General features: G+C 39.1%; 30 protein-coding genes. 3 read left to right on the plus strand and 27 right to left on the minus strand.

Translation table 11 applies throughout. The features are described 5' to 3' along the window. Positions 1-116: 116 nt before the first annotated feature. Entirely contained in the window at positions 117-350 is a 234-nt protein-coding gene (locus ACFSW4_RS07250) for a hypothetical protein (protein ID WP_377328385.1), read from the plus strand. A 232-nt stretch (positions 351-582) separates the two neighbouring features. On the opposite strand, the gene ACFSW4_RS07255 is transcribed toward ACFSW4_RS07250, so the two are convergent. Then, a complete protein-coding gene (locus ACFSW4_RS07255; protein ID WP_054752381.1) occupies positions 583-1,191 on the minus strand; it encodes a DUF3267 domain-containing protein in 609 nt (202 codons plus the stop codon). Between the two features lie 102 nt (positions 1,192-1,293). On the opposite strand from ACFSW4_RS07255, the gene ACFSW4_RS07260 reads away from it, so the two are divergent. Continuing rightward, positions 1,294-2,487, plus strand: a complete 1,194-nt coding sequence (locus ACFSW4_RS07260; RefSeq protein ID WP_377328387.1) for a lactate 2-monooxygenase — start codon at positions 1,294-1,296, stop codon at positions 2,485-2,487. A 12-nt stretch (positions 2,488-2,499) separates the two neighbouring features. After that, positions 2,500-2,910: a hypothetical protein gene (locus ACFSW4_RS07265; protein ID WP_054752383.1), complete on the plus strand. Its 411-nt coding sequence runs from the start codon at positions 2,500-2,502 to the stop codon at positions 2,908-2,910. A gap of 33 nt (positions 2,911-2,943) precedes the next feature. On the opposite strand, the gene ACFSW4_RS07270 is transcribed toward ACFSW4_RS07265, so the two are convergent. The 26 genes from ACFSW4_RS07270 to xylA form a co-directional block, all read right to left on the minus strand. Beyond that, positions 2,944-3,324 (minus strand): hypothetical protein, encoded by a 381-nt coding sequence (locus ACFSW4_RS07270; protein ID WP_279401372.1) that lies wholly within the window; start codon positions 3,322-3,324, stop codon positions 2,944-2,946. A 68-nt stretch (positions 3,325-3,392) separates the two neighbouring features. Then, entirely contained in the window at positions 3,393-3,800 is a 408-nt protein-coding gene (locus ACFSW4_RS07275; RefSeq protein WP_377328389.1) for an NUDIX hydrolase, read from the minus strand. 17 nt (positions 3,801-3,817) lie between these two features. Beyond that, on the minus strand, positions 3,818-4,237 hold the full coding sequence (locus ACFSW4_RS07280; RefSeq protein WP_054752386.1) for a nuclear transport factor 2 family protein: 420 nt from the start codon (positions 4,235-4,237) through the stop codon (positions 3,818-3,820). Positions 4,238-4,313: 76 nt separating this feature from the next. Further along, on the minus strand, positions 4,314-5,081 hold the full coding sequence (locus tag ACFSW4_RS07285) for a LamB/YcsF family protein (RefSeq protein ID WP_377328391.1): 768 nt from the start codon (positions 5,079-5,081) through the stop codon (positions 4,314-4,316). A 1-nt stretch (position 5,082) separates the two neighbouring features. After that, entirely contained in the window at positions 5,083-6,090 is a 1,008-nt protein-coding gene (locus ACFSW4_RS07290) for a 5-oxoprolinase subunit C family protein (RefSeq protein WP_377328393.1), read from the minus strand. After that, positions 6,087-6,794 carry a 5-oxoprolinase subunit PxpB gene (gene pxpB / locus ACFSW4_RS07295; RefSeq protein WP_377328395.1) on the minus strand — a complete coding sequence of 236 codons (708 nt, stop codon included), beginning with the start codon at positions 6,792-6,794 and terminating at the stop codon, positions 6,087-6,089. The genes ACFSW4_RS07290 and pxpB overlap by 4 nt, the downstream gene beginning before the upstream one ends. A 152-nt stretch (positions 6,795-6,946) precedes the next feature. Beyond that, positions 6,947-7,801, minus strand: a complete 855-nt coding sequence (locus tag ACFSW4_RS07300) for a patatin-like phospholipase family protein (protein WP_377328397.1) — start codon at positions 7,799-7,801, stop codon at positions 6,947-6,949. Further along, a complete protein-coding gene (locus tag ACFSW4_RS07305; RefSeq protein WP_377328399.1) occupies positions 7,798-8,514 on the minus strand; it encodes a class I SAM-dependent methyltransferase in 717 nt (238 codons plus the stop codon). Before ACFSW4_RS07305 ends, ACFSW4_RS07300 begins: the two co-directional genes overlap by 4 nt. Positions 8,515-8,521: 7 nt before the next feature. Then, a complete protein-coding gene (locus ACFSW4_RS07310) occupies positions 8,522-8,995 on the minus strand; it encodes a hypothetical protein (RefSeq protein ID WP_377328401.1) in 474 nt (157 codons plus the stop codon). A 94-nt stretch (positions 8,996-9,089) separates the two neighbouring features. Next, a complete protein-coding gene (locus ACFSW4_RS07315) occupies positions 9,090-9,386 on the minus strand; it encodes a TIGR04104 family putative zinc finger protein (RefSeq protein ID WP_054752389.1) in 297 nt (98 codons plus the stop codon). Positions 9,387-9,758: 372 nt separating this feature from the next. Continuing rightward, positions 9,759-11,438, minus strand: a complete 1,680-nt coding sequence (locus tag ACFSW4_RS07320) for a CocE/NonD family hydrolase (RefSeq protein ID WP_054752391.1) — start codon at positions 11,436-11,438, stop codon at positions 9,759-9,761. A gap of 60 nt (positions 11,439-11,498) precedes the next feature. Next, the gene (locus tag ACFSW4_RS07325; protein ID WP_054752393.1) at positions 11,499-12,377 is read right to left on the minus strand and encodes a glycine betaine ABC transporter substrate-binding protein; all 879 of its coding nucleotides are present in this window, start codon (positions 12,375-12,377) and stop codon (positions 11,499-11,501) included. 23 nt (positions 12,378-12,400) lie between these two features. Next, on the minus strand, positions 12,401-13,234 hold the full coding sequence (locus tag ACFSW4_RS07330; RefSeq protein WP_377328403.1) for an ABC transporter permease: 834 nt from the start codon (positions 13,232-13,234) through the stop codon (positions 12,401-12,403). Further along, positions 13,234-14,430: a quaternary amine ABC transporter ATP-binding protein gene (locus tag ACFSW4_RS07335; RefSeq protein ID WP_377328405.1), complete on the minus strand. Its 1,197-nt coding sequence runs from the start codon at positions 14,428-14,430 to the stop codon at positions 13,234-13,236. Before ACFSW4_RS07335 ends, ACFSW4_RS07330 begins: the two co-directional genes overlap by 1 nt. A gap of 36 nt (positions 14,431-14,466) precedes the next feature. Further along, a complete protein-coding gene (locus ACFSW4_RS07340) occupies positions 14,467-14,937 on the minus strand; it encodes a thioesterase family protein (RefSeq protein ID WP_377328407.1) in 471 nt (156 codons plus the stop codon). A 12-nt stretch (positions 14,938-14,949) separates the two neighbouring features. Next, positions 14,950-15,885: an L-carnitine dehydrogenase gene (locus ACFSW4_RS07345; RefSeq protein ID WP_377328409.1), complete on the minus strand. Its 936-nt coding sequence runs from the start codon at positions 15,883-15,885 to the stop codon at positions 14,950-14,952. A 12-nt stretch (positions 15,886-15,897) separates the two neighbouring features. After that, positions 15,898-16,773 carry a BKACE family enzyme gene (locus tag ACFSW4_RS07350; protein ID WP_054752395.1) on the minus strand — a complete coding sequence of 292 codons (876 nt, stop codon included), beginning with the start codon at positions 16,771-16,773 and terminating at the stop codon, positions 15,898-15,900. Between the two features lie 212 nt (positions 16,774-16,985). Then, positions 16,986-17,561 carry a TetR/AcrR family transcriptional regulator gene (locus ACFSW4_RS07355; RefSeq protein ID WP_054752397.1) on the minus strand — a complete coding sequence of 192 codons (576 nt, stop codon included), beginning with the start codon at positions 17,559-17,561 and terminating at the stop codon, positions 16,986-16,988. Between the two features lie 306 nt (positions 17,562-17,867). Next, positions 17,868-18,050 (minus strand): hypothetical protein, encoded by a 183-nt coding sequence (locus ACFSW4_RS07360; RefSeq protein WP_054752399.1) that lies wholly within the window; start codon positions 18,048-18,050, stop codon positions 17,868-17,870. Between the two features lie 482 nt (positions 18,051-18,532). Next, positions 18,533-18,832 carry a hypothetical protein gene (locus tag ACFSW4_RS07365; protein WP_054752402.1) on the minus strand — a complete coding sequence of 100 codons (300 nt, stop codon included), beginning with the start codon at positions 18,830-18,832 and terminating at the stop codon, positions 18,533-18,535. Positions 18,833-18,837: 5 nt separating this feature from the next. After that, entirely contained in the window at positions 18,838-20,139 is a 1,302-nt protein-coding gene (locus ACFSW4_RS07370) for a DUF4139 domain-containing protein (protein WP_279401375.1), read from the minus strand. Positions 20,140-20,233: 94 nt separating this feature from the next. Beyond that, complete coding sequence (locus tag ACFSW4_RS07375) at positions 20,234-20,527, minus strand: hypothetical protein (protein ID WP_377328411.1); 294 nt, start codon at positions 20,525-20,527, stop codon at positions 20,234-20,236. Continuing rightward, positions 20,528-20,827 (minus strand): DUF2089 family protein, encoded by a 300-nt coding sequence (locus ACFSW4_RS07380; protein WP_377328413.1) that lies wholly within the window; start codon positions 20,825-20,827, stop codon positions 20,528-20,530. Between the two features lie 130 nt (positions 20,828-20,957). After that, positions 20,958-21,113 (minus strand): 4-hydroxythreonine-4-phosphate dehydrogenase PdxA, encoded by a 156-nt coding sequence (locus ACFSW4_RS07385; protein WP_377328673.1) that lies wholly within the window; start codon positions 21,111-21,113, stop codon positions 20,958-20,960. Positions 21,114-21,123: 10 nt separating this feature from the next. Further along, positions 21,124-22,620 (minus strand): xylulokinase, encoded by a 1,497-nt coding sequence (gene xylB, locus ACFSW4_RS07390; RefSeq protein ID WP_377328415.1) that lies wholly within the window; start codon positions 22,618-22,620, stop codon positions 21,124-21,126. A 54-nt stretch (positions 22,621-22,674) separates the two neighbouring features. After that, on the minus strand, positions 22,675-23,994 hold the full coding sequence (gene xylA, locus ACFSW4_RS07395) for a xylose isomerase (protein ID WP_377328417.1): 1,320 nt from the start codon (positions 23,992-23,994) through the stop codon (positions 22,675-22,677). Positions 23,995-24,068 lie beyond the last annotated feature (74 nt).

The following is a 24,068-nucleotide window of genomic DNA, read 5'->3' on the forward strand; positions in this document are numbered from 1 at the left end:
ATGAGGAAAAAATTCATTTTATGAGGAAAACGGAACACCCTTGCTCAAAAGGTGTTCCGTTTTTTCTCTTTTTGATATACTTGAGTTTAGTATTTTGCACTGAAAGGAGGTTATCTATGATTAGAAAAATTGAAATCGGCGTTCTAGCTATTGGCCTATTAATCTTTATCTTAGATTATACATATGACGGGTTTACACTTTCAGACACGAACTTATTCTTACTCATTGCTGTCGTTACAGGTGTATCCGCACTATCGGCATACAAAGAAGGTAAAAAATCGTTCAGTTATATCTACTTTCTGTTCTCTTCACTTTGTCTTGTCACCTTTATTGTTTTGATATTAAATTAACTTCACAAGTCCGGCCGCGACTTAAAACCGGCATCACTTTATTCTTCGTCCACACACCAAGGGCTATAGAAATAACCAATTCTATAATCCGAATGAGTTCATGATCAATCCCAACCAAAGGATGAATTAATGAAAACATAATTAAATATATAAACGTAAACAACGCTATTAAAAATGAATTAAGAAAACAAATCATGTTAACCACCTCATACATGATTGTATCACAGAGGGATTACGCTGCCTTCCAATACGTCTTGAAACCATTATTGATTAAGCGACCCTTCTTTGGTACCTGGGTCATAATCAAATAAACATTCAGCATGTCGACACATGAAGCGATCGCATTAAACAAAATGAGTACCTTCATAAGTGGAGTCAGCATACCTACTAAACTTAAAACAATTGGCAATAAGATTGATAGAACGATAAACGGCGCAAATGAGATCACCAAGAATCTAGACCTTGAAATAATATCCTCTGTTAAAACAAACCCTGCCTGCCAGGTAATCCCGATATAAGTTTTCTTAGACTTTATAAAATGAGGTACAAAGATTAAATGAATAAGTTCATGTACCACAATCAAACCAAGTAGCCATAATAAATGACTCCCATTAATACTGATTGTGACACTTGAATCTGTAACCCCAAAATCTTTAAGTGACAAACCAGAGGTAGCTTCTATAACGACCCAACAAATAATTAGATTAATCAGCATGAAAGGAATGGACAAAAGTGAAGCCAACCCTATACTTTTTGGCTCCTTAAGTGGTGTCCACTTGTCCCCAATTAATTCCTCATCAAATGTTGGGTCTTCTTTCGGTAAACCAAATTTTATTTTCAATTGAGATCGTCTCCCTTAGGATATCTTTAATCAATTATACGAACAGGAAAACCAATAAGTTTCATAGAAGTAAGACTAAAAGAATCTGAAAGGAGATTGTCTATGAAAAATATTGGAGATCAAATACAATTTGACATCTACAAAAACATGAGAAACCCAGATCCTGACAGACTTCCCGTTTCATATGAGGAATGGGAAAAGGCAGCACGTCACAAACTGGAAGACGGTCCTTTTTATTACGTTAAAGGTGGTGCAGGTGGAGGCCGTACCATGGATGCTAATGTCTCAAGCTTTAATCGCTGGCAAATCGTACCTAGAATGCTCAACAATGTAGATGAGCGTGACCAATCCATTCAGTTGTTTGGCCAATCATTCCCATCACCTATTTTACACGCCCCAATCGGAACTCAGTCGGTCATTCATAAAGAAGGCGAACTTGGTTCAGCAAAAGCTTGTGCGGAATTAGGCATCCCGTACATTGCAAGCTCTGCCTCAACTTTTCCAATGGAAAAAATCGCAGAAGCTATGGGAGATGCACCTCGTTGGTTCCAGCATTACTGGAGCCGAGACCCGGAAATTGCCGCTAGCTTCGTCAAAAGAGCCGAGGCCTCAGGCTACTCTGCTATTGTGGTCACACTCGATACTCCTATGATGGCATGGCGAGAGGATGATTTACGGAACGTATATTTACCATTTCTCATTGGAGAAGGTGTTGGAAACTACTTCACGGATCCAGCTTTCCTAAGTAAACTCGACCAATCACCTCAAGATGATCCAGAAGCAGCGGTCATGCACTGGACGAAAGTATTCGGAAATACAGGACTTACTTGGGATGACCTAGCTTTTCTAAGAGAACACACCAACTTACCAATCTTATTAAAAGGAATCCTCCACCCAGAAGATGCTGAACTTGCATTAAAATATGGCGTCGATGGAATCATTGTCTCTAATCATGGCGGTAGGCAGGTAGATGGAGCCATTGCAGCCATTGATGCATTGCCGCTTATTACTGATACGGTTCAAGGTCGAATCCCGGTATTAATGGATAGTGGCATTAGGCGTGGTTCCGATATCATTAAAGCCATGGCATTAGGTGCTAAAGCCGTTTTAGTTGGCCGTCCAGCCATGTACGGACTAGCAGTAGATGGTCAACGCGGCGTAAAAGAAGTCTTACAAAACCTTGCAGCGGACCTAGACATTACGTTAGGATTAATTGGGAAGAACTCTGTCAATCAAATTGACGAATCCGTAATTGTTGAAGCACAAAAATTTAGATTGAGGGAATCAGTGAAGTAAGAGGTTAGTAAAATGAAGAAACTCTTTAGTATTACCACGATCATGATTGTCGCCATCATAGGTCTATTTGTTTGGTTTCAAAGTCAGAATCAAACATGGGCATTTGAATATGTAAATTTAGACCATGATAATCTACCATTATCTGAAAAACATGCCCTCACAGTCGCCAGCCGTCATGTAGAAGGGCGTATCAATACTTATCTACCGAATCAGGAGTCACCATGGGACACACCATCTGGAGTAAATTGGTCAGATGAACTACGAGAAGAGATTGATGTCGTAACAGACAAAGAGGATCACTTCGTAGTAGAGTTTAGGCATCGAGGCGACTTTTGTGATCAAAAATTTGTTTATGTTAAGAAAAAGACAGGTCACGTTATAAATGTACAAAATGGTTATAGTAAACACGAAGCCTGTGAATAAACAAACCCACTACGATTGGTGTAGTGGGTTAAATTAATAAGCTTTCTTTTTCAAATGGAAAATATCTTCATCGTGATCCATTAATTTATGTTGAATATACTCGGCCTTTTCGTTTAAACTATCAAGTCCTTTTTTAAGTTGACCTTGTCCTTCTTTTAGTTCATTAATGCTCTCGGTGTTTTGCTCGACTTTCTCAGATAAACCTTTGACTTCGCCTTCTAGACCATTTACCCTTTCAGATAAACCATCGACTTTTCCTTCTAGATCATCTACTCTTTCAGTTAAAACATCAACCTTACCTTCTAGACCATCTACTCTTTCAGTTAAAACATCAACTTTTCCTTCTAAACCTCTAAACTGACCCGACAATTCACGAATGGCTTGCATAATCATATTAAATTGTTGTGTTTCCAATTGAGGTTCCTCTCCTTCAATCGATTTACTAAGAATATTATACAACGGAACCTCCAAAACATAAATAGTTAAAATTCGACATAGACAGGTAGAGCTTCATCATTCAAACAGGCCTCAATTCGCTCTCTAAAGTTTTTATACTCTACCATTTTTAATGCCTCTTCAATCGGAAAAAATCCAACCTCTAAGCTTTCTGGACTCGTTGTTGGCTTACCACCTATTGACTTACACAAAAATAATGTATTGCAAATCGAACGCTCAACATTTTGAAAAATACCACAAAATTTCAAGACTTCAACATCTATACCAGACTCTTCTTTCGTCTCACGAATCGCAGCTTCACGTGGTGACTCACCTTCTTCAACTTGTCCACCTGGCATTTCCCAGCCTCTTAATGGGCCCTTGATTAACAACAATTCATTATGATCATTTAAAACGACCGTTGCTGCAGACACGATGTGCTTCGGTGGGTTCATCATGCTTCCTCCAGTTCCTATGTATGAACTTTTTGCTCAAGACTAAAACCATTCTCGACGTATTCCCGAATCTTTTTCCACTCGCCTTGTTCTTGGCGAAACGTTTCAGCGAATAACAATTTAGAGTTGACTAATGATCCATCCAACTCAAACGTTACTAGGAAAACCGCAACCCCTTCTTGCTGACTATTAATATCAATAAATAGATCTTCAAAGTGCCATTTAGGATTTCTGCCTTCAAACTGCTTGTAAGCCTGATACCAGCCTTCTTTTGCAGCATCAGCACCCCAGTCTGAGACTTCCGCATCGGGATTTGCCCAGCGGACAATTAGATCCTTTGATTGATGGGCTGACATCCTTTCAGCATCCAAGCTATTCCATGATTCACGGTATTCCTTTAAGAAACGTTTAAAATCGTTTAGTAAATTTTGATCCATAAAGATCAACCTCCTATTACTAACAATTCTATTAAAGTAAAAATATTCCTTTGAAATTTAAAAACTACTAAATTCATTAAACTATATCACTTATTTTATGAAGTGAAATACCAGAATCTTCTAAGTCAGTTGTGATGTGCTTTGCAAAATCTAATGCATGGGGCCCGTCTCCATGAATACAAACCGTTTGTGCTTCAATCAATACATCACTGCCTTGAATGGACACTACTTTACCTTCTGTGATCATTCTTTTTACCTGATTAACAGCCGTCTCATGATCTTTAATTAGGGCGTTCTCGTGACGTCTAGACGTTAAAGAACCATCCTCTTGATAGGTTCGGTCTGAGAACACTTCGCTCGCTGTTCTTAAACTTGCTTTTTTACCTGCATTAACTAGTTCACTACCCGGCAAGCCGAATAAAATTAATTCAGGGTCGACTTTGTATACTGCCTCTGCGATGGCTTCAGATAAATCCGCATCTTTCACAGCCATATTAAAGAGTGCTCCATGCGGTTTTACATGCTGAAGCTGACCGCCTTCAGCTTTTACAAATCCATATAATGCTCCAATTTGATAGACCACTAGATCATAAGCTTCCTGAGGCGAGATTTCCATCGGTCTACGCCCAAATCCAACTAAATCCGGCAGTCCAGGATGAGCTCCAATCCCAACATTTTTACCAAGTGCTAAACGCACCGTTCTTCGCATAGTGGCAGGGTCTCCTGCATGAAACCCGCATGCAATATTGGCAGATGTTACATAGTCAAGGATTTCTTTGTCTCGACCCATCTGATAAGCGCCAAAGCTCTCACCCATATCACAGTTTAAATCGATCTTATTCATGTTAGCCCTCCTTTATCTTGTTAAAAACTGAATTCTTAAGCTGAAGAAGTTCTTCTTCTCTTTTAAGAAAATCACGCTGTGCTTCTTCGATATTTACTTCTTTAAAATTTACCGCCATTCCCGGCTTCAGCTGGGCAACCTTTGGCAAATCAGCAGATGCCACTTGCGCAACCTTAGGGTAGCCTCCTGTCGTCTGCCGGTCTGCGAGTAAAATGATTGGCTGACCGTCTGAGGGTAGTTGAACCGTCCCAAAGCTAACCGCTTCTGATGCCAGTTGAATTGGCTGTTCTAATTCGAGAGGTGGACCTTCTAATCGGTACCCCATTCGATCAGACTGTGGAGTAATTTTAAAGGGTTGGTCAAAAAGAGCTTCTTTACTCTTTTGATCTAGTAAATGATACTGCTTTCCTGGAATTACCCGAACTTCAGAATTCTGATTCACATAATTGGTAAACTTAGACGTTACGGCCCAGTTCACTTCATAGAATTCTTCATAAGAGACTTTTGATTCTAACCTTGTAAAAAACATTTGCGAAGTTATAGAAAGTTCCTTTATCTCAAGTTGATCACCTTTTTGAAGCGCGCGTCCATTAAAGCCACCTATACCAGCACGTAAATAAGTTGACTGGCTCCCCATCACCTCATCTACTTTCAGGCCACCAGCAATGGCTAGATAGGCCCTACACCCTGTCTTCGTTCCTTTAAACGATAGAACGCTCCCTTTCTTAACGATGATCGGACGCCACGTTTTAATGGGTTGTCCATTTATTTTCGCTGTTAAATCACCGCCGCAAATCGCAATGAGGTGATCATGTTGAAATTCTAATTCAGGTCCAAGCAAAGTAAGCTCAAGGGTTGCTTCAATTTCCGAATTACCCACTAATAGGTTAGCGATACGATGAGCTAATAGGTCCATGACTCCGCTTGCGATCACACCATACTTCTGATACCCGATTCTTCCTAAATCTTGAACATTCGTAAGGAGGCCAGGCTTTTGAACTTCAATCATTGCTCTGCCTCCTTCTCTAAAAACTCATCATAAGAAATTGGCTTAAACTTAATTTTGTCCCCTGCTTGAAGCAAGGTTGGTGGAGATTGTTCAGGTTTAAAAAGCTTCAATGGCGTTCGTCCAATCAACTGCCAACCTCCTGGGGTCTCAATTGGATACACACCCGTTTGGTTATTCGCAATCCCTACTGTTCCATCTGGAATTTTTAACCTTGGGGATTTTTGACGAGGTGTGGCAATTTGTTGATCCATCCCACCAATAAACGGAAACCCTGGTGCAAAACCCAGCATGTACACTAAATAATCACCATTTGAGTGGAGCTCGATTACCTTACTGGTTGATAAACCATTGTACTCGGCTACATATTCCAAGTCTGGCCCGAACTCACCACCATAGCATACAGGAATATCCACAACTCTAGGTTCGATTTGTTCCTTAACCTTTACATCTGCTAAAAGGACCTTGAGTTGATCACAAACATAATCATATGGTAACTGACCCTCTGCTTGTTTTGATACTTTTAAGATGTCATAAAATACCGTCACCGAAGCGTAAGCAGGAATATATTCAATCACCCAATCAATGGATACTTCTTCAAAATAAGCGACCACCATTTCAACTTTTTGGTGATTCTCTATATTAATACTTTGACCTAACTCAATCACAACAGCCTGGTCACCTAACGGTTGCAGTCGAAAATCCATATTATCTCCCTTTAAAGTCTGAATTTAATGATAATTAATACTAATTATATTCCAATTATTCTACTGATTCAATTTCCTATATCATGTTGGGATATTATCATCCTCAATTGTAAATATATCGACCCCACAAAAAACACCCTAACCACAATTGGTTAAGGTGTACTTAAAAATTCCTTTAGTCGATGTTCAACGCTTTTGACGTCCTGATAACCCTGATTATAAAGTGATGTCAGTTTATTTTTATTCCGCTCAACTCGTCCTACTTTTAATTTCTCTGATGGGCAAATTACAAATACGTTCCCTTTCTTCTCTTCATCAAATATGTACTGAAGCGTTTCGTTATAAACGGCGTGACGTTTTTCCATTGCTTCAATTAACCCTGGAAAATCAGCATATTTCTTTCGTAAATATCGCATAAATGACTGCGGCTTTTTAACATACCCACGATTCCGCGTTAACACGATCACATTCTTTGTATTACCATCCCTTTCCGATTGTTTAATTGGAATGGGGTCTGAAATCCCGCCGTCCATCAAGTACTTTCCGTCAAATTCAACCATTGGCGCGAACATTGGTAGTGAACTCGAGGCCCGAAGTAACGTCACGGCATCTGTTGGATACTCTGATTTTTTATAAAATAATGCCTCACCTGTTTTACAGTCTGTCACCCCAATGACAAACTCCTCATCCGCTTCATAATAAGCATCAAAATTAAACGGCGCGAGCTTATTTGGTAGCGTATCAAATAAAAAGTCCATCCCAAATATCTGCCGCTTCTCAATCCAATTTCTAAGCGATAAATATTCAGGGTGATCCACAAAATCAATGTTGACGGTTCGATTTCGGTCAATTTGCCGCGCGATATAAGACGATCCATTACAAGCACCCGCCGAAACCCCAATCGTATATGGCAGGTATATATTTTGTTCCATTAAATAATGAAGGACGCCTGCCGTGTAAACACCCCGGCTGCCTCCACCTTCTAGCACTAATCCAGTCTGTGTCATGACATCCCCTCTTGTTTTTGTACTACATACGTTACTGCATTTGTTTTTAATAAAATAGGTACACCATTACGTTCTATGTTATATTCTAAAGGTTTAACGAGGTGTTTAACCAGCTTCCAGCCTTTAAAAACTGGATTTAATTCATGAATCATATCATAGGTTGACAGGTTAACTTCTATTAAAGCATCTAAGCTCTCTCCAGTATGTAAATCGATCTCTGTTACCTCAGTATTAATAACTAAGCAAACTAACCCTCCAGGTTTAGTGCCCTTTTCCATATCCGTTAACACTCTCTTTAATGTCAATTCTGAGCTCACATGTTCTAGGCTTGAGACAGCAACCACAAAATCGTAGCTTTGTTCCCTAATTTCAAAACCTTCGATATCCGATAAATAAGGTTCAATGACCTGTTCAACTTCAAACTGTTTGCTATAGCATAGAAGATTCTCAATAGCAGATTCTAATAAATCTACACATACAACTTTCCCTCGATTTGATTTAACAGCTTCGGCAATTGGAATGCTGTTTCGCCCAACTCCAGAACCTAAATCTAAAACATTAGGATTCTCGATCTCTTTTATTTTAGGCAGCATTTCTAAAACAGTCTGGACAGGTTTATACAACCAAGAGCCTTTTTCAAATAACTTATGTTGCTTATAACACTCATCATGGTACTTCTTCTCTTCAGCTCGTATCATATCTACTCTTTTCATAACTTCTCTACCACTCATACCCTTCAGCTTTCAGCATGTCCGTTATGATGTCAACAGGATTGGGCCCTCCTTCGATGTCATACACACGATCCATAATCAGCCGATCTGTCCCTACTTCGATAAAAAACGTCTGGTTCGAATAATGATTCTCCTCAATTTCCTTTTGGTAAGTGAAAACTAACCGAAACCTGGTCTGCATACTTAACTCATTCGTTTGTTTAACCTCAGTCGAATCAATCTTACCGATTAACTCTTGTATAAACGACTCATCAGAAATGGAAAAACCCTTAATAGGCCTAGAAAATTGGCTACTATTCTTACCCTCTCTAAACACTTCGACACTTAATTGTTTAAATGTCAAACTATCATCCACTCGTTCATCAACTAACTCCCCAATAGTTGTATGTTTCTCTGCCTGCACATAAATGTAAAGGCCTAGTACGGATAAAATTACTACCGCAGTAATCACATTCTTCTTCATTTGTTCCCCCTATGTAACAACACCATCTTGCCTGCTGCATACCTGTTTTTGCAAACCCAATGTTTTCCATGAGAATGCATTTTGAATCAGCTCCTTAAAATAATGGTTGTTTACGATTAGTGAATCTTATTAGATAAGGGATAGGTATTATTGTCATGAGTAACATGGCAATAAGAATAAGTAATTGTAACCAAAAATCAATCGGTAGTATCCAAATAAACACAATCGCAATCAAGTCATAAATCAATAAGTAGGAAGTCATTTTAATAGAATCCGATGTCACATATTGCATCTCCTGACAGTTTGGACATCTCTTTTTCCAACCTAAGATGAATAGCAACTCCGACCATTTAAATTGAAAATCACAATTCCAACAAGTTGGTAACTTCATCTAATCACCCCCAACTTAATTATACCATTATATGTAAGAATTTTCAGTTAAGTCGCAAAAGATCATCTGTGAATTTAGGTGATTTTGTTCCCACGAAGAGTTGAATTGTTCGCATTTCACTGAGGTCTGTTCGCATTAGTCGGAGATTTGTTTGCATTTCAGAGAGAATTGTTCGCATCAGACGAGAGACTGTTCACATTTCTCGGAAATCCGTTCATGTCAGACGTGGATTTGTCCGTATTTCGAAAAAATTCACCTTGCAGCACTATACTTCATTAACTATTAGTTTTAAAAACTAAAATTTTTAGCCATGTTTTCTACTAATATGATTTCTTTTATTAATAAAACCCCGGCTCAAGCCGGGGTCTCCTATTAACCTTCTATAATTGGTAAAATAATGTGAGATGCATAATCTGCGCCCATATGAAGCGTTTGGTTAGCATTAATTATTTTAGTTGTATCAAGTAGTGTGTCTCCTGTGTTAGGGTTTGGGTCATACATAGGGAAGTTACTCGAAGTAACTTGAACACGGAGTGAATGTCCTTTCTTAAACACTTGACTGGTTGACCACATATCAATCTCATACTCGTAGACTTCACCCGGTTTAAGTGCACCGTGTATGGTGTTTGTTCGGACGATTCCTTCTGTCACATTAATAGATTTACCGTCTGGTAGTACGTCCGTTAATTTAACCACAAAATCAGTATTCACTACATCTGTTGAAGCGTATAATTTAAACTTAACCGGACCTGTTACTTCAATGTCTTCGCCTAAAGGAGCACTAGTATAAACTAGAACATCCTCTCGCTTTTCAACCTCTCTTTGATCTAATGGTCCCGTATTTATACCATGAATGAATAATGATGGTCCACCTTTTGTCGGAACAGGGTTGTCAGGATCATAAACGTAAGAATCGAGCGCAGACTCTGTCGGTTTGTCAAAACTTAATTGACCGTGATTGTGTAAATACAATGGCTTATAGTTCGTACGCGCTAATGGCCACTCATACTCGCTTCTCCACTCATTTGCCCCCATCACGAATAGTTTAATAGGTGCATCCTCTTCAAAAACCTCAGTCTGGTCATCTTTTAGCCAGTGATCAAACCATTTCAAATGAAGGGATGTGACATCATCAACTCCATCAATTAAGTCCCCAGAGGCTTTAAGACCAAAGTATCGTTCACCAAAGTAAGGAGTGAACACGCCATGTCCCCAAGGTCCAATAATGAGCTGCTGATCGTCCTTTCCTTGCTTTTCTAATTCAGAAAAATTATGAATCGTTGCTTGTAAGAAGCAGTCATACCATCCTGCCATATGAAAACCAGGTACGTTCACATCACCGATCGATGCACGGTCATTTACTGATAACTCACCATAAATATAAGCTTTATACAACTCTTGTAATTCTGGATGTTTCATGACAGGTGACCAGTCTTTAAATGGAAAATGACTGTGCCAATCTAGTATGTGATCTAAGTCTGCAATCAGCTCTTGAGACGTTTTCTGAAAAGTCTCTGAATCTTGTATTCTCTTCAAGTAGTCTGGCGCAACCGAATCTAGCATCCACGTCTCAAGCTTTGCTAGCTCATAGGCACCACCTCGCTTAGATAAATCACGATCAATATTGTGACCTGTAAAAGCTGGGAAAATTGCTTTAAGTGAAGGAGGCTTAGCCATGGCAGCAAACATCTGAGTAAAACCATAATACGACAGGCCGAACATTCCCACTTTGCCATTACTATAAGGAAGAGATGCTGCCCATTCTACAGAGTCATAGCCATCTTCTAATTCTTGTGCGAATGGTTTAAAGTCACCTTCAGAACTAAATCGCCCTCGCACGTCTTGAATGATGACGACATAACCATCCAACGCCATTCGAATTGGATCAATATAACGATGGGAGAAATTTGGTAGATTTTTATTGTAAGGAAGGCGAGTTAACAGAACTGGGTATTCTCCTTCACTCTCAGGCCGATAAACATTTGCATACAAAGTTACTCCGTCCCTAAGCTGACACGGGACATCACGTTCGATAACGACTTGTTCACTCATTAAAATCCCTCCAAGTAGCAAAAGGCCTGCATCTTATGGATACAGACCTTTCATCAAATATTACTTACCTAACATTTTGTTAACTTTATCTTGATTATTATCAATCCACTCTTGTGCAACTTCACGCGGATCTTGTCCATCTTCAATTTTAACAATCATTGCTTCTACATCTTCTAAAGGAATACTCCAGTTTTGTAAGAACTTATATACATCTGGCGCTTTTTCTTTTAAGTCTTTATTTGCTAAAACATGAACGTCAGAAGGTGTAAAGTAACCATAGTCATCTTCAATCACTTTAATATCGAATTTATTAAACATTGTGTGTGGTCTCCAGCCATAGAAAATAACTGGATTATTTTGACTCATCTCTCTTTGAGCTTGAGCTAACATTCCACCTTCTGATGATGTTACAAGCTCTAAGTCAAGATCAGCCTCTTTAATTAAATCACGCATCATTTTAGTCGCACTAGCGCCTTCTTCAATGCCATATATTTTATTACCAAACTCATCTTCACGACCCTTTAAGTCACTTACTTTCTCAATACCTTCCACGTAAGTTGGAATAACTAGACCTGAATCAGCATCTTTATAGCTAATGGAGACTTTTTCGATAGAATCTTTATATTCCTCATATTGATATTGGTGTGCTGGCATCCATGAATCCATGAATACATCTAAATCACCACGTGAAAGCCCAACAAATGTCGAACTTACATCTGCCTGAGTTTCTTCAACTGTATAACCCATTTCTTCAATAATTAGTCCAGCCACTTTAGTCGGTGGTACAGTACTAGTCCATGGCGTTACCGCAAATGTAATTGTTCCTTTTTCCTCAGCTTTATCGCTACCTTCAGCACTGCTACCTTCTTCATTATTAGAACCGCATGCTGCTAATACAACTAGACTTACTGCCATTAATGTTAATATAAACTTTCTCATGTAATCTCCCTCTCCTAATTTATTTATGCTTTACCTTGACCTAACCCTTGAGTGATCCGGTCAAGAACAATCGCTAGTACAACAATTCCTAAACCACTTACTAAACCTAAACCTATGTTCACTCGAGAAATAGCTGTTAAAACAGATGCACCTAGACCTGGCGCACCGATCATCGAAGCGATAACCGCCATCGATAATGACAACATAATCGTTTGGTTAACCCCTGCCATGATGCTTGGAACAGCTAGTGGAAGTTGAACTTTAAAAAGTAACTGACTTTTAGTTGAACCAAACGCACGTGATGCCTCAACAACTTCTTTAGATACACTGCGAATACCTAGATTGGTCATACGAACTGCAGGTGGTGCTGCGAAAATAAACGTCGCAATAACCGCAGGTACACCTCCAAGACCAAATAATAGTACCGCAGGAATTAAATAAACAAAGCTTGGTAATGTCTGCATGAAGTCTAAAACTGGTCGAACCGTGTTTTGTACATGGTTATTAAGTGCACTAAATATCCCAATCGGAACACCGACTACTAATGACACAAATGTTGCCACAATAACAATAGATAATGTTTGCATCGATTGTTCCCATATGTCGACAGATCCAATAAATAGAAAACCTATTACGGTAAAAAACGCCATACCTTTTCCTGCAAATCTCCAAGCAATGATGGCTAAGATTAACGTAAATAATTCTGCAGGTATGAATAAAAGGACATCTGTCACACTATTGATGAAAGCATTCAACCCATTACTCATGGCATCAAATGTATTACTAAACGTCGGCAAAAACCAACCATTTACAAACTCATTCGTCCATTTTTCTAATGGTAAGTAAAAGTAATCCATTAGCTTGTCACCTCAGCTTTCTCTTTTCCAAGAACGAGTCCTGAAAGAATAGAGACTCGAGATACAATCCCTAAGAGTTTACCGTCTTCTACGACAGCAATTGGATACTTAGCATCTGCTGCAACACCGATTAAATCGTTAAGCGGCGTCTCAGGCGTTGTTTGATGGACATCCGTAACTAAAACTTCTTCCATCGAAATATCATTCTTATAAGCATTAATCGCATCATCAATCGTAAGTAAACCTTTAAAGTTATCTTCACGATCTACCACAAAAATACTTGATGCCCCTACTTCCTCCATTTTTCTAACGGCCATACGCGGGCCATCTTTATAAGTCGTTAACACTTCTGGCTTTCTCATAACAGCCTGCGCATCGAGCACCTTAGAACGGTCAACGTCTTTAACGAAATTGCTGACATATTGGTTAGCAGGATTCTCAAGGATTTCTTCTGAAGAACCAACCTGAACAATCTGTCCATCTTTCATGATCGCAATGCGGTCACCTAATTTTAATGCTTCATCTAAATCGTGAGTGATAAATAAGATTGTTTTATCTAATTTATTTTGAAGCTTAAGTAACTCATCCTGCATTTCTTTACGAATAAGAGGATCTAATGCACTGAAAGCTTCATCCATAAGCAAGATATCCGTATCATTCGCAAGTGCCCTCGCTAAACCAACTCGCTGCTGCATACCGCCACTCAGTTCATTCGGGTAGCTATTTTCATAGCCTTTTAAGCCAACATCTTCAATCGACTTCTGTGCTCTCTTTTCACGTTCCTCTTTACCAACGCCTTGTATTTCAAGACCATAAGCAACGTTTCCGACAACTGTACGGTGTGGGAATAACCCGAAATTTTGAAATACCATTCCAAGCTTTTGGCGACGTGTTTCAATTAATTGGTCTCGTTTCATTTTCGTAATATCTTCACCGTCAATTAATACCTCACCATCAGTCGGCTCAATAAGGCGATTAACTAAACGGATTAGGGTAGATTTACCACTACCAGATAGACCCATAATGACGAAGAACTCACCGTTTTTAACTTCAAATGAAGCTTTGTTAACTCCAACAGTGTTACCGGTTTGTTCTAAAATGTCGTCTTTTGAATATCCTTCTTCTAACATTCTTAAGCCCTGTTTTGGATGTGATCCAAAGACTTTTGTTAGATTTTTGATTTCAATATTACTCATAAACATTCTCCTTTTATGTACAAGCAAGAAGGAGAATTACTTCCTGCGAATCCCTATAACTCTCCCTGCCTGTTTCGGTTTTTCTAAATGTTCATGCTCTCTCCAAACGTCATCTATCTTTTCTTGAATAAATGATAAAAATGGCGCAGGCTTTCCTTGACCTTGATCCATGCCCATGAGCATTTGTTCACTTGTTGCGACCAAGTCACCATTTGTGTTTTTCATGGAAAAGAAGGCATGGAGCCTTTTAACATCATGGTCAAGTAACTGCCATTCAACCGTTAACGATTCACCTTGGTGAACCTCATTTAGATAACATAGATGCGTTTCTAATGTAAAAATCGTATATTGTTTTTCTTGAATTACTTCTTCAGTAATGCCGAGGTGGCCCATCAAGGCATCCACAGCACGACTGAATACTTCTGCATACGCGGCGTCATTCATATGGCCGTTATAATCGACCCACTGCTCTATGACGCTTACGTTATATTTAAAGGGGGTAGACATAACTTTCACCTCTTAAGGCCAATAATCTTCAACTAGATCAATCAATTTCACTAAAAATTCATTACGTTTACATTCAAGCTCTGCAACTGAACGATCATCTGCGAAGCTCTCGCATCCGTTAATAACACGCTCTTTAAGTTCATCTGTTAACTCAGGTGCTTCAAGCTTCGTCCAAGGTAATTTTAATGCAGGACCGAACTGTTCAAGCATGTGGCGCATCCCTTGGTCTCCTCCAGCTAAGTGAAATGTCATAAACGGCCCCATCTGAGCCCATCTAAGACCTGCTCCATACGTAATTGCTTTATCTACTTCTTCAGTTGTCGCAATACCGTCATTAACAAGGTGTAACGCTTCACGCCATAGAGCTTCCATTAAACGGTCTGCAATGAAGCCTTCAATCTCTTTATCTATAATCATCGGCTTCATTTGCGCTGATTCATAAATCTTATAGGCTTTCTCAACCGTTTCTTGACTCGTAGACTCTCCGCCTACAATTTCAACTAACGGCAAAATATATACTGGGTTAAAAGGGTGTGCAACGACTATCTTTTCAGGATTTTCTAATGTTTCTTGAAGTACAGTCGGCTTAATGCCTGACGTACTAGAACCTATTACAGCATCTGATTTCGAACTTATATCTATATCTCTTAAAACAGATTGCTTTAGCTCAACACGTTCTGGGACGTTCTCTTGAATTAGGTCCGCATCTTGAACTGCTTCTTCTAAAGTCGAAACAAATGTTAGACGATCCTTAGATGCGCCTTCTTTAAGTCCAAGAGCTTTAACTGATTCCCAAGCACGCTCTACTGTATCTCTGGTTCTTTCTGCCGCTCCTTCAGCCGGGTCAAAAGCGACCACGTCAAAGCCATTTGCTAGAAAACGCGTAATCCAGCCATTTCCGATGACGCCAGTTCCGATGACCGCAACTTTCTTTGATTCACTTGCCATTCGCCTGACCTCCTATTTCCTTAAGTTGTAAGCCTCTCTTGCCTCGGCAGGAGTCATGACTTCAATATTATTTGTGTGTAATTGTTTAACGGCTTGTTCAACGAGTGATTCGTTCGAAGCTAGAACACCTTTCTTAAGGTAGATATTATCTTCTAACCCCACTCGAACGTTTCCACCTAAGAGCGCCGTTTGAGTCACCATCGGAAGCTGCATACGTCCAATACCAAATGCTGACCAATGTGCGTTCTCAGGAAGACGGCTTTTCATATACGAAATTGTCTCAACATCCGCTTCAGCTCCCCAAGGAATACCCAGGCAGAACTGATACATCGGACCGCCATCAATTAAACCTTCTTTAACTAACTGATTCGCAAAACGAACATGCCCCGTATCAAAGCATTCTAATTCCGGCTTAACGCCACTGTCTTGTACTAATTTCGCTTGCTCTCTTAACCAGTCTGTCGGGCTCATGTAAATCATGTTGCCAAAGTTCGTACTTCCGCAATCAAGTGTGCACATCTCCGGCAAAAGCTCCCCAACTGGCTCATGACGTTCAGATGGCGTCTGAATATCTGTTCCATCTCCTCCAGCTGCAGGTGTATCAAGACTTGGAATAAAGTCACCACCACCGCCAGATGTAATATTAATAATCACGTCTGTTTCAGATTCACGAATACGATCCACAATTTCACGGTAATGATCAATGTTATGACTGATACCACCTGTCTCAGGATCACGAGCGTGAACGTGAGCAACTGTTGCTCCAGCCTTCGCAGACGCAATCGCTGATTCTGCAATTTCTTTCGGAGTTACTGGAACGTTTGGATTTTTCGTAGTTGTATCCCCAGCGCCTGTAACCGCTGCTGTAAGCATCACTTTTTGACTCATGCTGAACCTCCTAAATGTTAAAAATCGCGCTACTTATTACTATACCGTACGGACGGTTTTTCAATCCGTTTGTTACTATACCATCTAGACGGTTTAATATCAACACTCTTTTTAAAAACAATTATTTAATCAAGTATTTAAGACATAAAAAAGCCCGCATTTAGCGGGCTTTTAAGCATCAATAATATAAAATTAAAAACTGTATTTACAGTCTAGTTTTCTTCTTTTTTCTTCTTCTCAGCATCTAAATAAAGATCCTGAATCCATTCATGTAGCCGTTTATAAACAGCCTTTTTCTTCTGATCATCGATATTGTAAAGCTCCAATAATTCAGCTAACCAAATCCCATCTGTCGCAAGTCGAATAATCGTCGCATCAATAGGATCTAAACCGTCGTTCTCAATATTCGTCTGCCACTCCTCGTAAGCCTGGTATAGCGGTAACATCAACTTAGGATTAACAGCCTTCGCCGCAAGTAAACCCGCATGCATATCCTTATTCGGATACCCCTGATTAAACGTTACATTTAAGAACGCTCTTGTCCATTTACCACGATCTAACGGGTCATCTTCTACATTCCGAGCAATCTTACTACGATAGTTATGCGCTAAGTGTTCAACCATTCCCTGAACAAGCGCCTCTTTAGAGGGAAAGTGGTACAAAAGCCCACCTTTACTAATCCCAGCCTCTTTCGCAACAGCCTCTAACGTTAAATTAAATATACCTTTTTCACTCACAATTGACGAAGCCGCCTCTAAAATCGCGACTCTCCTTGATTCCTTAGCCAATGTCATCATCCTCAGCCCAAAAGATTAATTCTACTAAAGGTTACTATACTATCTGGACGGTATAGAATTCAATACATACGCAAAAAATAATATAAAAGTATTACACCAATCGTATAACATCATAAACTTATTGTAGCTTTGCAAAGCTTATTTATACTATGTACACGACTTACGTACCTCTATCGTACCACGTTTCATCTTAATTTTCCGTCATTATTGGTAAAATATAGTATTACTATTTTAAAAAAAAAAGCCCAAAACCAACTACGGCTTGGACGTTTGGGCTTATTTGATCAATTAGAAGTTCTACCTAAACTTTTCAGGCTTATCCACTTTCATAGATGACACCTCACCACATTGACTACAAAACGTCAACGTCATGAACGAACTCCCCATGACCTTGTTCAAAGGCGTTACCGCAGTCGTCCCATTCCCCAATCTCCCTTGATTGAACTCATCATTCCCACATTCCTTACAGACTTCTGCCATACAAAATCCCCCTCTTATAAAATTTTATCGGTCGGTTTCTCTGATTTATCTTGCAGTTTTTCTCCAGTCATTGAAAATGATACGGCCCCTTTTCGAAAACTTACGGCCTGTTTTCAAAGATTAACGGCCTCTTTTTGAGATTTATCGGCCCTTTTTTGAAATTTAACGGCCTGTTTTGCCAACTTTTCGGCCCCTTTCTCAATTTTTACGGCCAGTTTGTCTACACATTTATCCAACAGCCCTTCTTGCTAATTGCTGAGTTTAACCTTATGTGGGAAGAAGATGATGACCAACGGAAACATGAGCACAAATAGAACGTCTATATAACCTACTGTCAAAAACCGCTGCGTAGTACTGGATATGTACTGTCGCTCCCCGCAGTTCGCACATTTCTTCCCATCCTTTGACCAAACTCCTGACCAGATATCTTTCCTTGGCCACTGATACTGATAACCATTACATTCCGCCAAAATATTCTTCCCCTAAATTGTCGAAAATCCCATATTTAGATAAACAAATAATACAATGGCAGAGCCCACCGCAAAAGCGAAGTAGTTCTCTTTCCTCGATTCAGAATCTTTCTTACTAATATGAAAGATCACCAGTAGGGCAAAATTAAGTGCATTCATCAATAAAGCGTAAAAAATCACATCAAGAAGTAGATTAGAATGCGGATCTGTCAAGCTTGCACCAAGCAACAACATGAGTATGAAAAACAAATGAGCTGGTAGACTTGCTAAATTGGCAATTAAATAAACGCGTTTAATTGGAATAATCAGCACCTCACTTATTCAAACTTAACCGTACGGCTAATATCAACTCTATATCTAAACGTAATTTTAAGTGTTTCATTGGCAGCGACGGTTTCGTTATACTCTATTTCTCCACTATTGAGCTTTTCATACTTGTGACTTGACTCAACCATTTCCCAGCCTCGCTTATAAATCGAATGGTTAATTTTCATCTGGGCCTCTTCATCTTTATGATTGTTAATGACATACTCATATTCTTTATATTCATAGATTCCGTGTTTATATGCATCCACCTCGCGGCTTTTGCATTCAATATCAAACGCCTGACCAAGGTTCAGTTCAATATCTGTGTTTTTGGCTTGATGGTCAATGAGGTCTTCGCCGATCAGCTCTAAGCTACCATCCTCTTGGTCTTCGTCATAAACTTTGACCTTACCAGCCGGAAAAGGCATACCTAAGTGTTGTTTTTCACCATTATGAAATTTCAGCATGATATCTGCCTTTTCATCGTTATAAGAATACCGATAATACCTCTCAAACGGAACTTCTGCCGCTTCAAATAACGTAATTTGTTTCTCTTGTTGATTCTTCAAAGTTGTTTTCCCTTGAAGAGTGTATAGGTGAAAATCCGAGAAGCTCTTTTCCTCAAAAGCAGGCATTTCAGCATAAGAATATAGTGAATTTTCTTGTACAGGTGGTAATGCGATAACGTCCTCAACTCGATTAACATCACCTGCAATGAGCTTCAAACGAACATTTTCAAAGTTCGTCCCTGACTGATTATGTAGTAACACCCAAGCCGTTAAATCAAACGAGTCCCCATTTAAATGAATCACATAATTCGCTTTCCACTTAAGACCACCAGTCGTATACGTCACATGAACCTCATCAACGTCAGCCTTCTCAACCTCCCAAATCAATGAAGGCTTAATAATGAGTCCATTTGGTAGTTTCGGCAAAGTCAAATTCTCCTCAGGTGGATTTAATATAATCTCTCCAGTCTCAAGGTGCTCAAGTACTAGCCCTTGCTCCGCACTTAAAAGACGATAAAATTCTTTGTGTTTAGACTTTGGGTCCACTAACTGAACCATTTCCCCGATGTACTTCTTAAGCAGCTTCACCTTATCGACCAGATCGTGGTCATAATTAAGCTCTTTAATCTGAAGTCCATCTACTATAATGGAATCCGTTTCAATCTTCTCAGACACATCTTCAAATCGGATTTGAGTCTCTTTGTTATATCCTTCGAACGAACGCTTGTCTTTTACCACTGCGAAGTTCTGGTTATAAACTGTTAACGCTAAATCTTTAGAATCCTGACCTTTAGAAATGAACATGTCTGCACCTCCCATTACTTTCCAATTCCATATTGAAACAGGAAATCCTCTTTTTTATAAAAATACTTGGAGCCAAATTAACTCCAAGTTTTGTTCATTTCATATCCATTGTTTTCATTTGATTTAATTCACGCTCTCTTTTAGATTTTAAAGATGATCTTCCATTTGCCCAAATCGAAAGTAAGATGATTGTTCCTAGAATTATAACTCTTAAAAATTCACCATTAGTTATATCATTTAAACCATATTCTTGTTGCCACAAAATAAAGATACTCACCACATACACTAATGGAATAATGCCACCAAAATATGCATTTTCTGTTCTTGACAGAAAATATTGAGTTGCCACAATAATTAAGGCTATCAACACTCCAATCGTATAACTCACTCACAAATCCCCCTTTTCTTTTCTATACTTATCTATTATTAACTTAGCTGCTTCAAGACTTACCTCATCATCAATAGATAACTTTTTAATAAATTCTACAAACTCATCGTCCTCCCTACTCTCACTTACCTCAATTTTTTGTATCATACGATCTAATCTAAGTCGAACGGTAGGGTAGGAGACATTATATAGTTTTGCAACTTCCTTCAAAGAGCCTGAGTTCATTGTAAACTTCTTAATAAACTCTAGATCTTCATATTCAAGCGCAAGGATCCATTGTGGTACATCTCTAGCTTCCATGTCTGATCCTCCTAAATATTTTATAATATTACATTAACATAAACTTTAATTTTATTAAAGTATTATTTAATATTATTAAACAAAAAACTTGGAGCCTTTAATAATACTCCAAGTTCTAAATCATACTCTATTAATTTTTCGGTGCTAATTCGACACCTTGCCTGATCGCTTCAATTAAACTTTTTTCATCTGTAATACCTTTACCTGCTATGTCACACACAGTTCTATAATCAATGCTTATTCGTATGGTCAGTAAACCGACAATAATATTTAAGCCTGCCTCTATTCAATTTTTACTAACGAAAATCTACTAAACCATCATTAATTGACTTTGTCTGGTAGTATACGTTCTTATATAGATCAAATAACCTTCGATACTTCTCAACATTTTCTGGAATAGGCTTAATCTCATCCTTAACCTCTATTAAATTAGAAGCTCCTTCCAATAGACTTTGATACCATCCGAGTCCATACCCTGCTAGTAGTGCCGCACCCATGCCAGGACCTTGTTCACTTGTCAGTCTTACAATATTAGCATTAAAAATATCCGCTTGAATTTGTATCCACTCTTGATTTTTAGCCCCTCCGCCAATGGAGTAAATTGTGTCTATTGTTTTCCCTCGTTCTCGGAACATCTCTATGGTTTCGTTTAGCGAAAACGTGATGCCCTCCATAACAGCTCTTGCGAAATCTTTTATTTCGTGAGAGCTATCCATTCCGATAAAACTCCCTCGAATCTGAGCATCTGCATGAGGTGTACGTTCTCCGACAAGGTAAGGGGTGAATAATAGTCCTCGACTTCCAACGGGAACTTGATCAACATCAGCTAATAAATCTTCAAAACTTAACTCCTTGGCAAAGGTTTCTTTAAACCAGTTAAGACTGTACCCAGCTGATAAGGTCACACCCATTGCGTAGTATGCTTCTTCCTTACCATGGTTAAAAAAGTGAGCTTTTCCATCATAAGTCGCTGTCGAATCGTCTTCATAAGATAATACGACCCCTGATGTTCCAATACTACACATCGTTTTACCTTCTCCTAATATTCCTGACCCAATAGCCCCACACGCATTATCAGCACCACCAGCAAATACTTTTGTTTTAGCACTCAACCCTGTCTCCTCTACAAACTCTTCATTCAACTGACTAACATATTTGTGTGAGTGGACCAATTCCGGACATAAACTTTCATCAAGACCAACTGCGCTAGCAATTTCAGAACTCCATTCACCTTTATTTAAATCTAGCATCCCTGTTCCCGCTGCATCTGAATAGTCCATATGAATTTGACCAGTCATTCGGTACCTCAAATAATCTTTTGGCAAAACGAACTTCGCTGCCTGTTCAAATATATGAGATTCATTCGACTTCACCCATAATATTTTCGGCAACGTGAACCCTTCCAAAGCAAGATTTTTAGTTAGCTCTATGTATCGTTCCTTACCGACTAAATCATAGATTTCTTGGCATTGTTTAGTTGTTCTCGTATCATTCCATAAAATGGCGTTCCTAAGTACTTGACGATTTTCATCTAATAAGACTAGACCGTGCATCTGTCCGGAAAAACTAATTCCTTCGATTTGTTCACTAGGCACTTGAGCTTGTTTAACTAATTGAGCTAAGGCTTTCTTAGTCCCACTAACCCAATCCTCTGGTTTTTGCTCACTATACCCTGCCTTTTCTTGAATTAATGGGTAATCACAAGAGGACTCCGAAACGACCTCACCTTGCCGATTCACAAGTAAAACTTTTACAGCGCTTGTTCCTAAGTCAACTCCAATGACATAACTCATGTTGATCCCTCCTCTAAAAATGTGAAGGCTAACCCAATTAGGTTAGCCAACATATTAGGCGAATGCCGTTAGTAGATACTGGTTAATCTTTGCTCTGATTTGTTCTACATGATTTGATTTATTTTCAATTTGGTCATGTTCTAACGCATACTCATACAATTTCTTAAAATCTGTTTCTCCATTAACTATGTCTTTGCCAATCCCTTTTTGGTAGCTAGAATAACGGTCGTCAATAATCCCTTCTAGCACTCGATCCTCAAGTAGTTTATGAGCTACTTTGAGGCCAACTGCGAAACTATCCATCCCAGCAATGTGAGCGTGGAATAAATCCTCATCAGCTATAGATCCACGTCTTAATTTGGCATCAAAGTTAAGACCACCTGTACCAAGCCCGCCGTTTTTCAAGATCTCATACATAGCTAAAGTCGTGGAATATAAATCAGTTGGAAATTCATCCGTATCCCAACCTAGAAGTAAATCGCCTTGGTTCGCATCCACCGAACCTAAGAGTCCATTTGCACGTGCATAATGTAGTTCATGTTCAAACGTATGACCAGCTAATGTCGCATGGTTGGCTTCAATATTAAATTTAAAGTAGTCCTCTAATCCATAAGTTCTTAAAAAAGCAAGACCAGAAGCGACATCAAAGTCATACTGATGTTTCGTCGGCTCTTTCGGTTTTGGCTCAATTAAAAATTGACCGTCAAATCCAATTTCTTTAGCATAATCAACCGCCATATGGAAAAAGCGTCCCAAATTATCTAACTCAAATTTCATGTCCGTATTAAGGAGGGTCTCATAACCTTCACGCCCTCCCCAGAACACGTAGTTTTGACCGCCTAATTCTTTACCAATCTCTAAACCCTTTTTAACTTTAGCTGCCGCAAAGGCAAACACATCTGCATTACTAGACGTTGCTGCTCCATGAGTAAAGCGGGGGTGTGTAAACATGTTTGCTGTATTCCACAACAACTGGGTACGGCTATTCTTCATGTATTCTTTAATCATACCTACGATTTCATCTAAGTTATCAAACGTTTCCTTTAATGTATCGCCTTCTGGAGCCACATCAATATCATGAAAGCAAAAGTAAGGAACCTGCATTTTCTCAAAAAATTCAAATGCCGCTTCAACACGCGCCTTAGCACGGTCCATTCCATCCAGGTGATCCCAAGAGCGAACCATCGTACCTGCACCAAATGGGTCTTCACCATTAGCTGTAAATGTATGCCAATAAGCAACGGAGAATCTTAACCACTCTTCCATTGTCTTGTCGCCAACTCGCTCACCTGGATTATAATATTTAAAAGCATATGGATTTTGGGACTGAATACCTTCGTATTTTACTTGTGGAAATTGTTCAAAATAACCCATTACTCATTCTCCCTTTCTATTAAATAAATTTTTCACTAGTTCAAAATTTCGATATAATAGTTAAAAGACTTCTA

The organism is Piscibacillus salipiscarius (genome assembly GCF_042685285.1).
Taxonomy (GTDB): Bacteria; Bacillota; Bacilli; order Bacillales; family Alkalibacillaceae; genus Piscibacillus; species Piscibacillus salipiscarius.